The organism is Anaerolineales bacterium (genome assembly GCA_003105035.1).
Taxonomy (GTDB): Bacteria; Chloroflexota; Anaerolineae; order Anaerolineales; family UBA4823; genus FEB-25.
Map to the genome: position 1 here is coordinate 26,897 of PQAL01000036.1, position 16,167 is coordinate 43,063.

At 46.7% G+C, this 16,167-nt stretch carries 16 protein-coding genes; 11 read left to right on the top strand and 5 right to left on the bottom strand.

The genetic code is table 11. The annotated features are described in order from the left end of the window. The gene (locus C3F13_15100) at positions 1 to 3,291 is read right to left on the bottom strand and encodes a hypothetical protein (GenBank protein PWB50836.1); all 3,291 of its coding nucleotides are present in this window, start codon (positions 3,289 to 3,291) and stop codon (positions 1 to 3) included. Between the two features lie 133 nt (positions 3,292 to 3,424). On the opposite strand from C3F13_15100, the gene C3F13_15105 reads away from it, so the two are divergent. The 8 genes from C3F13_15105 (at position 3,425) to C3F13_15140 (ending at position 10,997) form a co-directional block, all read left to right on the top strand. After that, positions 3,425 to 4,378: an oxidoreductase gene (locus tag C3F13_15105; protein ID PWB50837.1), complete on the top strand. Its 954-nt coding sequence runs from the start codon at positions 3,425 to 3,427 to the stop codon at positions 4,376 to 4,378. Further along, positions 4,375 to 4,992: an N-acetyltransferase gene (locus tag C3F13_15110; GenBank protein PWB50838.1), complete on the top strand. Its 618-nt coding sequence runs from the start codon at positions 4,375 to 4,377 to the stop codon at positions 4,990 to 4,992. The genes C3F13_15105 and C3F13_15110 overlap by 4 nt, the downstream gene beginning before the upstream one ends. Next, positions 4,985 to 6,148, top strand: a complete 1,164-nt coding sequence (locus tag C3F13_15115) for a transcriptional regulator (protein ID PWB50839.1) — start codon at positions 4,985 to 4,987, stop codon at positions 6,146 to 6,148. Before C3F13_15110 ends, C3F13_15115 begins: the two co-directional genes overlap by 8 nt. Before the next feature lie 6 nt (positions 6,149 to 6,154). Beyond that, entirely contained in the window at positions 6,155 to 7,213 is a 1,059-nt protein-coding gene (locus tag C3F13_15120) for a UDP-N-acetylglucosamine 2-epimerase (non-hydrolyzing) (GenBank protein PWB50840.1), read from the top strand. Between the two features lie 98 nt (positions 7,214 to 7,311). Further along, positions 7,312 to 8,466 (top strand): hypothetical protein, encoded by a 1,155-nt coding sequence (locus C3F13_15125; protein PWB50841.1) that lies wholly within the window; start codon positions 7,312 to 7,314, stop codon positions 8,464 to 8,466. Between the two features lie 3 nt (positions 8,467 to 8,469). Next, positions 8,470 to 9,696: a glycosyltransferase WbuB gene (locus tag C3F13_15130; GenBank protein PWB50842.1), complete on the top strand. Its 1,227-nt coding sequence runs from the start codon at positions 8,470 to 8,472 to the stop codon at positions 9,694 to 9,696. A 90-nt stretch (positions 9,697 to 9,786) separates the two neighbouring features. Next, the gene (locus C3F13_15135) at positions 9,787 to 10,245 is read left to right on the top strand and encodes an SsrA-binding protein (GenBank protein PWB50843.1); all 459 of its coding nucleotides are present in this window, start codon (positions 9,787 to 9,789) and stop codon (positions 10,243 to 10,245) included. 44 nt (positions 10,246 to 10,289) lie between these two features. After that, on the top strand, positions 10,290 to 10,997 hold the full coding sequence (locus C3F13_15140) for a phosphatidate cytidylyltransferase (protein PWB50844.1): 708 nt from the start codon (positions 10,290 to 10,292) through the stop codon (positions 10,995 to 10,997). A 5-nt stretch (positions 10,998 to 11,002) separates the two neighbouring features. On the opposite strand, the gene C3F13_15145 is transcribed toward C3F13_15140, so the two are convergent. Beyond that, on the bottom strand, positions 11,003 to 11,719 hold the full coding sequence (locus tag C3F13_15145; protein ID PWB50845.1) for a hypothetical protein: 717 nt from the start codon (positions 11,717 to 11,719) through the stop codon (positions 11,003 to 11,005). A 70-nt stretch (positions 11,720 to 11,789) separates the two neighbouring features. Between C3F13_15145 and C3F13_15150 the strand changes: the two genes are divergently transcribed. Then, entirely contained in the window at positions 11,790 to 12,017 is a 228-nt protein-coding gene (locus C3F13_15150) for a hypothetical protein (GenBank protein PWB50846.1), read from the top strand. Between the two features lie 6 nt (positions 12,018 to 12,023). Here C3F13_15150 and C3F13_15155 read toward each other — a convergent pair whose 3' ends face one another. Beyond that, a complete protein-coding gene (locus tag C3F13_15155) occupies positions 12,024 to 12,533 on the bottom strand; it encodes a nitroreductase (GenBank protein PWB50847.1) in 510 nt (169 codons plus the stop codon). A 140-nt stretch (positions 12,534 to 12,673) separates the two neighbouring features. Between C3F13_15155 and C3F13_15160 the strand changes: the two genes are divergently transcribed. After that, positions 12,674 to 13,735 (top strand): hypothetical protein, encoded by a 1,062-nt coding sequence (locus tag C3F13_15160; protein ID PWB50848.1) that lies wholly within the window; start codon positions 12,674 to 12,676, stop codon positions 13,733 to 13,735. 15 nt (positions 13,736 to 13,750) lie between these two features. Here C3F13_15160 and C3F13_15165 read toward each other — a convergent pair whose 3' ends face one another. After that, a complete protein-coding gene (locus C3F13_15165) occupies positions 13,751 to 14,311 on the bottom strand; it encodes a hypothetical protein (GenBank protein ID PWB50849.1) in 561 nt (186 codons plus the stop codon). Between the two features lie 54 nt (positions 14,312 to 14,365). Next, on the bottom strand, positions 14,366 to 14,728 hold the full coding sequence (locus C3F13_15170; GenBank protein ID PWB50850.1) for a hypothetical protein: 363 nt from the start codon (positions 14,726 to 14,728) through the stop codon (positions 14,366 to 14,368). Between the two features lie 736 nt (positions 14,729 to 15,464). Here C3F13_15170 and C3F13_15175 point away from each other — a divergent pair. Continuing rightward, the gene (locus tag C3F13_15175; protein PWB50851.1) at positions 15,465 to 16,166 is read left to right on the top strand and encodes a hypothetical protein; all 702 of its coding nucleotides are present in this window, start codon (positions 15,465 to 15,467) and stop codon (positions 16,164 to 16,166) included. Position 16,167: the final 1 nt, after the last annotated feature.

Below are 16,167 nucleotides of genomic sequence, written 5' to 3' on the forward strand. Positions count from 1 at the left end.
TCATGGCAGTTGCTGTGTTTGAGTGATGAATGTCTGTATTCGGCTGGTTGCTGATTCAGGGGCTCCAGCGAGGGCTGCCTTGGCATAATATTGGGCATTTACCCTATCCCCAATTTGATAGTAGAGCTTAGCGAGAGATTCCTGCACCTTCCACAGGTCACTTGCGCTTAATCCGCTTGTGATAGACTGCTCCAATACATCAATGGCCTGCTGGATCTGGTTCCGGTCAATATTCATCGGATCCAGACTGGCCCTTTGTAAGTAGACATTGCTCAATGATATCAGGTAGCTGGCTTTAGAATTTGTGTCAGTATATTTCGTGACTGTTGCAGCGGTCTTGTAGTAATCTTCTGCCTGCTGGAGGGCTTCTAACTTAACACTACTATCCGTAGCTGCGCTGGCTATGCGCATATAATAATCGCCCAGCAAGCCCTGAGTGAAATTGTACCTCTGGTCCAATGATTGAGCGCGCTGCAGGCGTTCTAATGCTTGCTCTGGCTGTCCCAGGAGCTGCATAGCCAGAACCGCCCACTCATCCCACAATGTGGAGTTGTTCGGGCTTAGCTCAACCGCGGTCGAGTAATACTGTGAAGCTTTTTCAGCTCGTTGCGTACGGTCTTCTGCATTGGTAGCTTTTCCAGCCCACCAAGTGTACAAGCGGGCCAGGTTTGCTGTGTGGTCAGTATTTAATGGGTTGATCTTCTGGGCATCTTTCAGGTCACTTTCAGCTTCTTGAATAAGCTTGTCCTGTTCCGTGACGGCCTCGGTGATCTTGGCTGTCTCCAGGTAGCTTCTACCTAAAAATAGATAATAATGATCTTCCTTTGGCGCTTGTTTGAGAGCATTTTGATAGAGGAACGTTGCCACCTGCCATTGCCCATTTTTGGTGAAAGGCTCAGCCATTTTAAACGTAATATCAGCCTGGATAACATTAAGATTCGAGAAATTGACAGAAACGAGTAGCAAAATTACCAAGATCGGGGCAATGATCACACCAATATATGATGGTGATATGCTGCGTGCAGGCCATTCATCCGGCATCAGATAAGCCAGCACGGCTAGTAATAATAGTACATATATATAATACTTAGTCAGTAAACCTCCGATGCTGGCTACCTGTGTATTCACGTCATTCACGTTTTGAGGTGTAAAACTCGCCAGTGTGGCTAAGCTAATGCTGTGCCACATCCAGAACAACACACCAATACCAAGCGAGATCACCATCATTACTCCAAAGGCCTTTAGCCATTCTCTATCATCCGGTTTTCCTCCCGCTTCTGCAGCAAAGAGCAGAGAGCCAAGCAACCAGGTAAATAATAAAAGGACAATGATACCTAACGATATGGCGTTTTCCTTACTCTCGAGACGAGTCAGGGAAGTCGTCAGTATAGAAATGAATGATGTGTAATGTGCTGAATTAGTGATGTAGTCAAAACCAAGCGTTGCCAGGATTAATCCAACGATGACCGCCCCGATCAAAACATTCCTGTACCAATCGGGTCGATCACCAATCGCCCAGCGTTTCGTTCGGTCAGCCTTTCGTGACTGTCTTGCCGAAGAGCGCTCTTTCTTGCGTCCTGGTACATTGATTTTTTGCTCGGTGATGATTGTGCTTTCGATTTTATCAAGGTCAGCCACCACCATTTTCGGTAACACAAAGCCGGTGACGATAATGACCCCCGCGAAGATCCAAAACAGCGTACGCGTGGCAACGATGGCTATTCCAAAATTGATCTCAACAAAATGGCCAATGATAGCTGAGAATAGGACGATCAACAAGGGATAATAAGGGTTCAGGTGAGCTGCGCTGCCAGTTTCAGAAGCGAAAAAGAGAGCATAGATTCCAAGATAAACCACGACCCCTGCGACCATCCCAAATGGTAAACCAACTCCCAGGTATTCGATCCCTTTCAGAATGATCAAGGCAAGCGAGCCGATGATTCCTCCGCCGATCAGGCAGACAAAGAAGGTGATCCGGTTTTTCGATGTGTTTATTAACCCTTGCCATTTAAGCCCGAAGTAGAACACTGAGCTGAAAACAATGAGATATGCCAGCAAGCCCAGGTAGCCGGTGATGACGATGGAATCCCAGGTTTCATTATGCGAGCGATCAGGCGAAGCATTGCGTTTTTCCACCTGCCCTAGCTCTGGTTGGTAGAATTGGTTATATGCAACGTACATGGACTCAGGTCCATAGCCGATCAATGGCCTCAGGAAGTTGAATTTATCTGTGCTGCCATCCGGGAAGACCAATGGTTGGTGCAAACCAACGAGCTTGACGGTTCCCTCCCAGATGTATTGGCGAACCAGGGCACTGTTGCTCTCGGAATTAAGCAAGTTGCCAAATCTGCCAACCGCAGGAGATCTTTTCAAAGTCTCCAGTGGACCCCCATTCATATTAAACACTGCCAGGAAGATCAATCCGGCTACGGCCAGACCGACGACTGTAAAACTCAGCCAACGTGCACGCCAGTAAATGGAATAAAGCAGGAGCAGGAAAAAACCACCCACCAGTAAACCCAGGAGAGGGCCACGGCTACCGCTCATATAGATGGCGATCAGCTGCAGGAATGCAATAATTACATAGATTGTCGCCAGGATAATATGCTTGGATACATGTATCCCTGAGCTATCGGTTTCGCTATCTGACAAGATTGCAGTAAATGACCGGATAGCCCTCCCGATGGTTAGCGGGAACACCATGATGAGGTAAGCCGCAATAAAGATTGAATTTCCCATGTTAGCTGCGATGCGGATCGAAACATTTCCGCCCCATGGGATTGGATCGATGCCATAGTGTTGCAGGAGTCCGTAGAGTGAAATAGGCAGGCTGGCAAAGATAACTGTGGTGACCAACCGGTTGATTTGTTCGTGTTTCCTTAAATTAGCGATTACCGATAGAAATATCACTAGATACGAAAAGGTCGTGTAAGTGCCCTGTAAACGCTGGTAGGAACCAAACAAGCTGATGGATGGTGTAACCGAGAATATGGTTGAGAGCAGATAGATGATTGCCAACCCCGTGACTGGGACAAGCAATGGATATTTGAATAGGTAAATAAATAGCGATTGATCACTCCCCTCCGATTTCCACTTTACCCCGCCTTCTTCAACTAATTTTATAATCCATGTCCCCAGGATTAACAAAGCCAGTGAGCGTAAGATGGCAATTTTATCCGGTTCGAAAATCCTGCTGGAATATATGTTAAAAAAGATTGGGATTACGCTCACCGCTGCCAGCCAGGCAGCCTCCATCACCCCCAGGCAAAACCGACTAAATTTTGTTGGCATGCATTGTCACCTATATTTGAAAATATCGGCTACGATAACACAATTTTAAGAAGTCTGCAATAGCCTATTGACGAGGCTTTTTAGACCAGATAGAATTACCAACATCCTAATTCTAAATGTTTTGGAGCATTAAATGCCATTAAATTTTGCGGTGATCGGCGTTGCAGGCTACATTGCCCCCCGTCACCTGCGGGCCATTCGCGATACTGGCAATCGCCTGATCGCAGCCGTTGACCCCAATGATTCAGTCGGCCTTCTTGACCAATATTCTTTTGATGTACGTTACTTCACTGAAATCGAACGCTTTGACCGTCATCTCGAAAAATTACGGCGTGGCTCCGATACTGACCGTGTGCATTATGTGAGCATCTGCTCTCCTAATTACCTTCACGATGCCCATTGCCGACTGGCTTTGCGAGTACATGCCAATGCCATTTGTGAGAAACCCCTGGTAATCAACCCATGGAATTTGGACGCACTACAGGATATTGAAACAGAATATGATGGTAAGATCAACACAGTTTTGCAGCTCCGTTTGCATCCGTCACTGGTTGAGCTTCGAGACAAGCTGAGCTTATCGCCTACGGATAAGAAACACCAGGTAATCCTTACCTATGTGACCGCCCGAGGTGCCTGGTACCACACTTCGTGGAAAGGATATCCAAATAAATCCGGTGGGATTGCCACTAATATTGGCATCCATTTGTTCGATCTTCTTCTCTGGCTATTTGGGGAAGTAGGCTCGGTAGGTGTTTACTACTCTGACTCAGAGCGTATGAGTGGTTTCTTGGATCTTGAGCGTGCCCAGGTGCTATGGTATCTCTCGATCAACTCAAACGACCTACCTTTCCCGGTTACCCCGGGCAGTAAAAGCACTTACCGTTCGATTTCCATCGACGGCGAAGAAGTGGAGTTCACCGAAGGCTTTACCGATCTTCATACTCGTGTATACCAGGAAACCTTGGCAGGCCGAGGGTTCGGGATTGACGACGCCCGCCCCTCCATTGAGCTGGTTCATCGAATTCGAGCAGCAACGATATCAACAACCACGGATGAGATCCATCCTTTCGTAAAAGGAAAACTGTGACAGACTATTTCCTCCACCCAAGCGCATATATAGACGAGCCATCGTCTATCGGAAAAGGCACGAAAATCTGGCATTTTTGCCACATCATGGCTGGTGCACGTATTGGTGAACGGTGTATTTTAGGCCAAAACGTGATGGTGGGGAATGATGTGATTATCGGAAATAACGTCAAGATCCAGAACAATGTCTCAGTTTACACCGGTGTGGAGCTTGAAGACGATGTTTTTTGCGGACCTTCTTGCGTGTTTACCAATGTAATCAATCCACGCTCGCAGATCGTCCGCCGCAATGAATATCAGCGAACCCTGATCCAGCGCGGAGCTACCCTAGGCGCTAATGCCACCATCATCTGCGGAGTCACAATTGGCCGTTATGCCTTCATCGGTGCGGGAACCGTTGTGCGGCATGATGTACCGGATTATGCCCTGATTCTGGGTGTGCCTGGCGTTCAGAAAGGCTGGATGGGGCGCCATGGCAATCGCCTGAAACCAGACAAAGAAGAAGGAATTCTTATCTGTCCGTTAACAGGTTGGCGATACCAATTGACCTCACTTACCTCGCTCCACTGCCTGGATTGGCCAGAAGACCGACCGCTACCTAGTAATAATGGATAATTCACCTATCCCCATCCTCGACCTTAAGGCACAATACGCTTCCATTCGAGGAGAAATCCTGGCTGCAATCAACCGTGTGCTGGACAGCCAGCAATTTATCCTCGGCGAAGAAGTAGTAGCTCTCGAAAAAGAGCTCGCGAATTACTGCCAGTGCCAATATGCTTTTGGTGTATCATCCGGCACAGATGCTTTACTGTTATCAATGATGGCTCTTGGCATACATCCCGGCGATGAGGTCATCACCACTCCCTACTCTTTTTTTGCTACTTCAGGGTCGATTGTTCGGCTGGGTGCGATTCCCGTTTACGTGGATATCGAGCCAACCACCTTTAATATAAATTCCAGCCAGATAGAATCGAAAATCACAAAAAAAACCAAAGCCATCCTGCCCGTCCATCTGGCAGGGCAGCTTGCCGATATGGATCGGATCATGGACATAGCAAAGCGACATGGTTTATTTGTAATTGAAGATGCCTGTCAGGCGATCGGGGCTGATTACAAGGGCAAACTTGCTGGCTCAATCGGTGATGTGGGATGTTTTAGCTTTTTCCCCTCCAAAAATCTTGGCGGGTACGGCGATAGCGGTCTGGTCACCTGCAATGACCCGCAATTAGCTGACAAAATTGCCTTGCTCCGAAACCATGGACAACGTCCAAAATATCACAACATCCTGGTGGGGGGAAATTTCAGGATGGATGCTATCCAGGCAGCCGTTCTACGAGTGAAATTCAAGCACCTGGAGGATTGGACAGGTTTACGGCGGCAGCACGCAGCAACTTATAATCAATTGTTCTCCGAGAAAGGTTTATCGATTTCTCTAGAGGACTTAGGGGTGAGACCCGGCATCGTGGTCCCAAGCGAGACAGGGTCTGGCCGACATATATACCATCTCTACATGATCCGTGTTATGCAGCGCGACCAACTGCTTTCATACCTTAAAGCGCAAGGAATATCAAGCGAGATCTATTATCCTATCCCACTGCACCTCCAGGCATGCTTCAGCGAGATGGGCTATAAAACCGGAGATTTCCCAAAAAGTGAAAGCGCCGCAAGCCAATCGCTATCATTACCGATCTATCCGGAATTAACCGATGAGATGATCTCAAGGGTGGTCGATACCATCGATTCTTATTTTAAAATCCACAACGGGGTATGACGCACGATGAAAATCGTCACAGTTGTGGGAGCTCGACCGCAATTCATTAAGTCTGCTCCGGTCAGCAAAGCCTTGGCAAATGCCGGGCACACTGAATATATTGTCCATACCGGCCAGCACTATGATTATGGGATGTCAAAAGTGTTTTTCGAAGAAATGGGCATCCCAGAGCCATGGATAAACCTCAATGTAGGATCTGGAACACCTGGGCAGCAAACCAGCCAGATGCTGGCACGAATTGAGCCAGCCATTATGGATCAAAAACCAGATATTGTACTGGTGTACGGTGACACGAATTCTACACTGGCAGGTGCTCTGGCTACGGTGAAGCTTCACATCAAACTGGCACATATCGAAGCTGGATTGCGTTCGTATAACCGCCAAATGCCTGAAGAGCATAATCGAGTTTTGACTGATCATTGTGCAGACCTGCTTTTTTGCCCCACCCAGACCGCGCTCGATAATCTAGCTAACGAAGGTCTTACGGATGGGGTGCACCTGGTTGGAGACACAATGTATGATGCCGTGCTCCAATTCAGCACCCTTGCCGTGGAGAAATCATCCGTATTGAGCAGGTTCGGTATATCACCGAAGGACTATTTCCTCGCCACACTGCATCGAGCTTATAACACGGACGATCCTCAGGTTCTACGGTCAATCTTCTCCGCCTTGCAGCAAATATCGGATCTGGTCATCTTCCCTATCCATCCACGTACACTGCATGCCGTGCAGAAGGGTCAAATTTCTATTGCTTCCAATGTTCGCCTGGTTGATCCTGTAGGATATCTGGACATGCTGATCCTGGAAAAAAACGCAAGAGCGATCTTGACCGATTCCGGAGGCATTCAGAAAGAGGCGTATTTCTTCAAGGTACCCTGCCTCACATTGCGCTCTGAAACGGAATGGGTAGAAACGACAGACAGCCGATGGAACACACTGGTTGGTATCGATCCCGATAGAATATCATCTGCCTTACATCAGCAAATTCCAGCTGATCGGCCTCATCCGCAATTTTTTGGCGACGGTCACGCCAGCGAGAAGATTGTCAGGCTGCTCAACCTTTGAGCTCGCCGGGATCCCTGGCTGTAAAATGGATTACATTACTTCAGGAGAACCATAAACAACAAATCTATGGTATTTATCCATCGGGCTGAAAAGTCGCTATGAAAATCATCGCCATGTTGCTCTCAAACTCCTTTAAGCCGGATCCGCGGGTGCTTAAAGAGGCCGAGCATCTGCAGAAGTCCGGTTACCAGATACTCATCCTGTGCTGGGATCGTCAGGCAGATCTGGTTGCTGAAGAAACCCTAGCATCGGGAGTAAAAATCGTTCGAATCCAGAATGTCCTGTCTGGGTATGGAATTGGCACCGGTCAGCTTGGTAAATTACCAAGGTTTTGGAAGGCAGTTCAACCTATCCTTGGAAAAATCAGGCCCAATTTAATCCATTGTCATGATTTTGACACGCTGCCAGCCGGGTTATGGTATGCAAAACGACACCATATGCCCGTAATCTATGACGCGCATGAATACTATGCAGACCTGGTCAAGCCACGTCTGAAAGGATTTTCGGGTATTTTGTTATATCGTAGCATTCGTTGGGCTGAACGATTCTTTGCCTCTTATTCAAATGCAATAGTAACCGTCGATGACACCCTGGCAACGATCTATCGGAAATACAATCACCAGGTGATTGTTTTAGACCACTACCCGGAAAGACGTTTTGCGGAACAGGGAAACCCTGTTTTTTCCAGACCTACCCTGAAGATGATCTATGCAGGCCGTCTTTCCGTCGATCGAGGACTGCTTCTATATGTTGATCTGCTACGAATATTATTGGAAGAAAACATTCCAGCCCATCTGACCCTCGCAGGAGTATATACCCCAGAACATGAAAAGTTTCGTCTATTTGACTATGCGAAAGGTCTTGAAAAACACATCTCCGATTTGGGTTGGATACCCTATGAATGCATATCAGACGTTTACCAAAGTGCTGACATTGGTCTCTCGATCTTATTACCTGAACCTCGTTATGTGGCGGCTGTGCCGGTGAAACTATTCGAGTATATGGCCAGTGGTCTCCCCGTGTTAGTCAGTAATTTCCCAGCCACGGCAGAGATCATTAAAGATGCCGATTGTGGAATCCTGGTCGACCCTTGCGCAGACCTGAGCGAGGTAACCCCAAAAATCATTTCCTGGTGGAATGATCCTTCAGTACCTCGCCAACTTGGCGAGAACGGACGCAGGGCTATACTCTCCAAATATAACTGGGAGAACCAGGTCAATCGACTGGTAATGCTGTACCAGGACAATTTATAGCCCATGCATATCCTATATTTATCCCAGTATTTTCCACCCGAGGCTGGCGCTACCCAGACACGTGCGTATGAAATGGCCAGGACCTGGGTTCGCCTGGGTCACCAGGTCACAGTCCTTACCGAGTTCCCTAATCATCCGTCCGGGATTATCCCCCCAGATTATCGCGGAAAATATATCGAAATAAAAGACCTGGATGGGATTAATGTAATCCGCGTGTGGGTAAAGGCTTCACCGAAGAAAAATTTCCACAACCGGATGCTCTTTTATCTCACCTACATGCTCAACGCCAGCCTGGCAGGATTACTTGCAGCACACGGAAAATTCAACTTTATCTACGCGACATCACCCCCGCTTTTCGTGGGTGCAGCAGCGCTGTTTCTCAGCTATACTAGACGTATCCCACTCATCTTCGAAGTTCGCGACCTATGGCCCGAATCAGCGGTAGCCCTAGGCGAGCTGGCATCTCCTAAAGCTATCACGCTGGCAACCAGATTAGAAGAGCAGTGCTACAACAAGTCTACGCAAGTAGTCGTCGTGACGCATGGCATCTATGATCGCCTTCTTCAACGGGGTATAGCCAAATCTAAGCTATGCTTTGTACCAAATGGGGCAAATACTGATTTGTTCACCTATTCTGCATCCGGCAGGCAGCGTATCCGCTCTGAACTAAATCTCGAGGGTAGATTCGTGGCGATATATGCTGGGATTCATGGTTTAGCTCAGGGGCTGGAGACGATCCTTGAGGCTGCTCGATTGCTTCAATCACAGGAGGATATCCATATTCTCATGATCGGCGATGGACCCAAAAAAGCGGAACTGCTTGAATTGGCTGGGAGATATAATCTGCCCAACCTCACCATGCTACCGGAAAAACCACGTGAACAAATCCCTGATTATCTGTCTGCCGCAGATGTAGCCCTGATCCCATTGAAAAAAGTGGAAATATTCAAAGGAGCCCTTCCATCAAAAATATTTGATGCCTGGTCTTGTTCAAGGCCGGTATTATTGAGCATCAATGGTGAAGCTCGCCAAATTGTTGAAAGTGTGCAGGGTGGTATATTTGTCCCGCTGGAAGATCCGGATAAAATGGCTGAAGCTCTATTGCATATGAAAGCAATTCCTGCAGAGCGGCAAAGGATGGGGGAGAATGGCTTGAACTATACTCGGGCGAATCATTCACGCACAGCTCTGGCAGAAAAATTGATCCGCCACCTGGAAGAGCTAATCTGACACCAATCGCCGCAGGTTGTTTCCCGTTCATTCGCATTACATAAAATATATAATCTTCCAAAATAGTCTGTTTTCTCCTTATGATAGAATATCTGCATGGGTGAAAAAGTTCTCGCCAGTAATCGTCGTGCCCGGCATGAGTACTTTATCTTGGAGACCTTTGAAGCAGGCATCGCCCTGCAAGGTAGCGAGATAAAATCTGTCCGGGCAGGCCAAATAAGCTTGGCAGAAGCCTATGTGCGTATCAATGGTCAGGAAGCCTGGCTCGAGGATGCTCACATTGCACCCTATGAACAAGCCAGTATCTACAACCATGAGCCACGCCGGTCTCGAAAGCTTTTATTGCATAGCGGTGAAATCCGAAAATTATGGAATACCATACGTCAAAAAGGTGTAACAGTCATTCCACTCACTGTTTATCTAAAAAATGGTCGAGCGAAGGTTGAAATCGCGGTTGCTAAAGGTAAAAAGCTATATGATAAGCGGGCAGAGATCGCCGAACGAGATACCAAGCGTGAGATCGAACGCCAGATGCATAGCCGTGAATAAGTAGTCCTCAGACAACACAACCCTGGCAGGAGGGCGGGAAAACTATGTTAACCAGTAACCTATTAGCGTTAGTCATTACATTTGTTGTAGCCTTAGCCTGGCTCCGACTTAATGATTTTCTCGCCCATCGTGGTTGGGTTGAAAGCCGCTTGAGCAGAAAGATCATTCACATTGGCACAGGTCCATTATTTGTATTATGCTGGATATTATTTGACGCGGATCCAATCAATAAATACCTGGCAGCCCTGGTTCCCCTGGCATTTACCATTCAATTTTTGCTTATCGGTACCGGGATAATGAAGGATGAGGCTTCGGTCAAAGCCATGTCCCGAACCGGTGACCGTCGCGAGATACTAAAAGGACCACTGTACTACGGCATTATCTTTGTCATCCTGACGGTCATCTTTTGGAAGTCTACGCCCACGGGTATTGTTGCGCTGATGTTGATGTGTGGAGGAGATGGCCTGGCTGATATTACCGGTCGAAAATGGGGCACTATTCGCCTGGCTTGGAACAAGGAAAAATCATTGGTTGGTTCTTTGGGTATGTTTTTCGGCGGGTGGATTTGTTCTGTGGTGGTAATCTGGATTTTCATTGCAACTGGTGTCTTTTCCCTGCCCATCCAATCATATCTGTTCCCTATCACCCTGATCGCACTCATTGGTACATTGGTCGAAGCCTTACCATTGAAGGATATCGATAATATTACGATTACCCTCTCTGCAGTTATCCTCGGGTATCTCCTTTTTTAATCCAATTACACTCTTTGAAATGCCATGAGCCATTGAGGCAACGTATCCAGCAACTTACGCATCATTTTCTCTGTATTTTGTTGGAAGTAGGCGAGATTTCCATAAGCTTCTCCACCTTTTTCACCCACAAGGTCGGTCACCCCTCGTAAAATGAGTAGTTCCGTTTGATTCCGGGCAGCTACCCAGGCAATTGCCCCCGATTCCCAATCCCCCGCGCATGCGCCGAACCTTGATTTGAGGCTGGCAACTTGATCGCAAAAGAGATCACGGTCACCGGAAACCAGCAGTGTTCGGCGGACTGGGATTGGTAGCGTCTCTGGCAGCCAGGACAAATCAAGATATGTAGTGTAAAACTCGAGGTGCTCATCTGCATCACCCATCTGTTCGTAGATATCATAGATAATGGTTTTTTCAGCCAGGACGATTTCTTCACGCTCGATTTCACCTTTAATTCCACCGCACGTGCCAAGATTTACGATCAAATCGGGATGCCATCGATCGATCACATATTGCGTCGATCCAGCCGCAGCTACCTTTCCCCAGCCACCATGGAAAAATATCACCGGCAACAGGCAGTCGGGGGTAAAGGCTAACTGGTATCGAAACCATTCTCCATAAGGAGATTCCTGGGCTTTAAAGGTGGAAAAATACTTCTCTACTATTTTCCATTCAGCATCAGCAGAGATCAGGATGGTATAGATTGGATTTTTCAGCATATTCATCCTTCAGTAATGTATTGACCTGCATCACCAGACGGATTAAAATAAAATATTCGCTTATTCAGGAGTCTTTATGCCTATTTACGAATACGTTTGCAAGGACTGTGGCACCCGCTTCGAGATACTACGTTCAATCAAAGACGCGGATAGCGCAGTGCCTTGTAAGACTTGCCAGAGCAATCAAACACGACGCGCCCTTTCTGTCTTTTTCGCTCAAAGCGGATCTCAGATCATTGCTGGGAACAACAAAAGCGGTTGTGGCGGTTGCTCAGGTGGCTCTTGCTCCACTTGCAATAACTGACCCAAATCACCAACGCTCGAAGTGGATCAATTCTTCCAATGCTTTTCTCTGTTTGATCCCTGGCATATCATCAGGATATCCTAAGGGGGTTAATAAAACCGGTTCTACTTCATCTGGTAAGGCTAATACTTCACGCGCTTTCGCTTCGTCAAATGCTGCGATGAAACACGTTCCCAATCCAAGATCAGTGGCTGCCAGGATAATGTGGTCCATCACGATGCCTGAATCCACTCCCAGATATTGCCGGCCATCACGCCTGACCCAGGCTGTTGAGGGTGTACCCACCACACACAGGACCAAAGGCGCCTGGGTAAACCATTCTCGCGGGTAAACAGCGCGTAAATCCCCTTCCCTGCCTTTCGTATGGATCACGACAATTTGAAAAGGCTGCCGGTTGCCGGCTGTTGGAGCTAACCGAGCCGCTTCCAAAACTAGCATGATTTTTTCATCTTCAACCGGGTCAGGTTTATATGCCCTGACTGAATACCTGTGTTTGATTAACTCTTGAAATTCCATTCGATCCTCGGCTAGAAGTAATGTGGAAATACTCGTGTAATTTTACCGTATGGAAAGTGTATTGTTGAAAATTCCTGGGATGATTTTCTTGACAGTCAGAATGATTCAATGTATCTTATGGCATCACATAAAGGAGAAGCATGAAACATTTCAAGGTCGCACTTCTAGCAAATCTCAAAAAGAACGCTCCTAAATTTGAAGGCATGCCCGCAGATCAATGGGATGACCTCGACTCGGAAAAAACTGTAAATGCCTTAGTGGAAGCAATTCGTGCTGGTGGGCATACTTGTGAATTCTTGGAAGGTAATCTTTCCCTTATTGATACGCTACCAGTATTTAAGCCGGACATATGTTTCAATATCTGCGAGAGTCATTTCGGGGATGCACGTGAAGCACAAATACCCTCCTTACTCGAGATGATGCGCATTCCGTACACGGGCTCAAAAGTACTCACCTTGGCCCTGGCCCTGGATAAGCCGATGACCAAGCGAGTCATTGCATTTAACGATCTTCCCACGCCTGAATTTCAAACTTTTGAGCGTGTAAATGAACCGCTATCAGAAGAAATGATCTTCCCATTATTTGTCAAACCCAGCCGCGAAGGTACCGGCATGGGTGTATCCCGCAATTCTATCGTTTACAACGAAGATGAGATGCGTGAGCAGATTTCGACTATCATCAAAAAATACAAACAACCAGCCCTTGTTGAAAGGTATATCGAAGGTCGGGAAGTCACTGTAGGTTTTGTTGGCAACCTGCAAGGTCCTGTCGCCGCACGCCTTCCCGAGGACGAAAACGCCCGCAGGATAGTTGCTGGACTACATTTCCTACCGCCCATGGAAGTCGATCTGTCCCCCTTCTCAGATTCGGATACGGTATATAGCAATCGATTAAAAGTTGAGCTTGCTGATCAACTCAATTACCTTTGCCCAGCACCGATCTCGGATGAGCTCAAGGAAGATCTAAACTGGTTGGCAGCGGCTGTTTTCCGGGTGATCGGTGCATTGGATGTTTCGCGGGTCGATTTTCGCCTGGATGCCCACGACAATTACAAGCCATATATCCTCGAAATTAATCCCTTACCCGGCTTAGCGCCAATCATCTCAGACCTGGTAATCGAAGCCGCTGGTGAAGGGATCGGTCACACAGAATTGGTGAATATGATCTTAAATACTGCCTTGGAACGTTACGGGATGATCTAAATTTAGATTCTTCCCCTATTCCTTATTACCAGGCAAATCGATACCTTCGACCTTTTGGGACAAGGTATCGATTTTTGTTATTAATGCCTGGATATCATCTCGCGTGGGGATATGGCTTTCTTGTAAAAACTCAACTATCCGATCTTCGACGTTAAATATTACTTCTGTTTTCGGGCTAAGCGCCAGGAGCTTTTGTAAAAGCTGGTCGCCGACAAATTGATTTATCTCGCCACTTTCAATGAGTACTTGTATACGCCGGCTCAGTTCTCGGTCGAAATGGTGCGAGAAGTTTAATGAATGAAAGATATTTCTCCTGATCTCGTCGATGCGCTTACCCCCAGATTGGATCAAACTAGAAAGGAGATTTACCGGCAGCTCGCCTTCCTGGTGTTTTTCTGACTCATAGATAATTTGCGAAAGCGTTGATGCGGTAATGTCATTCCCAGTATCATTTTCCATAACCTGGATATCTTCCTGCTGCTTAATGATTTCGGCAATCTCATCCAGGTTGATATAGCGTTTCGTTTGAGTATTATATAGTTTACGATTCCGGTAGCGCTTAATAATTACAGGCATACCAATCCTGTGATACTCCAATAGGTTGCTGAATTTGACAAAGCCGAGCTAAAATTAGCTTTTGGTCTCGTTTAATTCGTCGATTTTCTTTTCCAGGCTATTGAGCTTGGTATTAATCGTATCCATGTCGCTTTTGCTTGGAATATCGAGGTGCTCCAGCGCTTCAGCTACTCGCTTTTGCGTGTAACCCTTCCGGTCTTTGAAGAACTTTTCGCGCCGGGTTTTCATCTCCTTGATCATGCTTTCCCGGTCTTTTTCTATCGTTTCGCCACGTTCTGCGAGCTTATCGATATGCTTTTCAAGTTTCTCATGCATGATGGACATGAAGCCAATTCCTGCCAGCATCATCCTTCGTAAACCGTAATGTAGAGAAGTGGTTTCATCCACGCTTTGTTTAGATTCTTCGTCAGGTGCCATAATAATCTCCTTATGCTGCTATTTGTAAATAAGTATAACACAACGCGTCATATTCAGTGATACAAAAGATGAACTAGGATCTTCATAGCCAACTAACACAGAAGAGACTGTTATTTTCTATACACTCCCCCGTCCAATACCAATCAACGTGCCTGATGAATAAAAATGATTGCAAATCCTGCTAGAATGAGCCATAAGATGATAATAATTGCAGCCAACAACCGAAACCTTGGAGGTATTTCTGTCTTCCCCTCATTCACTGAGTCATTGCTTGATAAATTGCTAACAGGTGTAACTGTTGCTGTCGGTGTGTCCGTTAATGCAGGAAAGACTAAGGTAATGGCAGGTAAAGGCACAAGGGTAGTTGTAGGTGTGCCTGCTTGAGTTTCATCAGGCGTGCCCGCTTGTGTTGCCCCAGGCGTTGTTGATAATCCCGGTGAAATAGATGTGGTCGGTTGTCTTTGTGTAGTCGTGCTTGTAGTAGCAGTAGCTGGCCCTGGGTATGGCTCTTGTGCAAATGTCGGCTGCAAAGCAATGAATATCATACTGCAGACAACAAGCAATATGACTAATCCACCTTTGATGATTCTTGAATAGCAACTTTTCATGGTATGTCTGCGTGTTTACTGCTCTTATTGTACCAAAATAATCTCACCTATTTTTTACCCGGGAACATCGAGGATAATCATCCCATGAATCTCTTGCCTTCTCGTCAATCCGCCTCTATAATCTCTGCATGAGCCAGATCTCGATCCTATACCGATTGCAACAGATTGATAGCCAGCTTGATAATACTCGATCGTCTTTAATAAATATCGAAAAGGCATTGTCCGATACCTCCTTAGTCCACACAGCACAGGAAGAATTTACCGAAGCAGAGACAGTTTATCAAAAAGAAGCTAAGCAATTGCGCGATATTGAGAACAAAGTGAGTGATGTGCGGGTAAAAATTGAGCAATCAGAGTCCTCCCTGTACAGTGGCAAGATCCATAATCCAAAAGAAATGCAAGATTTACAAAATGAAATCGCTTCCTTAAAGCGCACGATTGGATCGCTTGAAGACCGAGAATTTGAAGTCATGATGGTTGTTGAACAAGCTGAAGCCACTCTCAAAAATCTGAAAAATGCGTTGACAGAAGTTGAGGGTAAGCAAATTGAACAACAAGCTGTGTTGAGTGGCGAGAGGACGAAACTATTGACCCAAATTGAGCGACTTGAAGCTGAAAGGAAAGCCACTGCACAACCTGTTCCGTCCACAGACCTCGCCCTTTATGAGCAGCTCAGGAACACACGCAAAGGTGTGGCCGTGGCAAAGATCACTTCACGAGCATGTGGTGCTTGTGGTGCAATGTTATCCGCAGCCTTGATTCAATCCTCCCAATCACCTGGTCAAGCAATCCGCTGTCCATCATGCGGCAGAATATTATATCCAGGGTAAG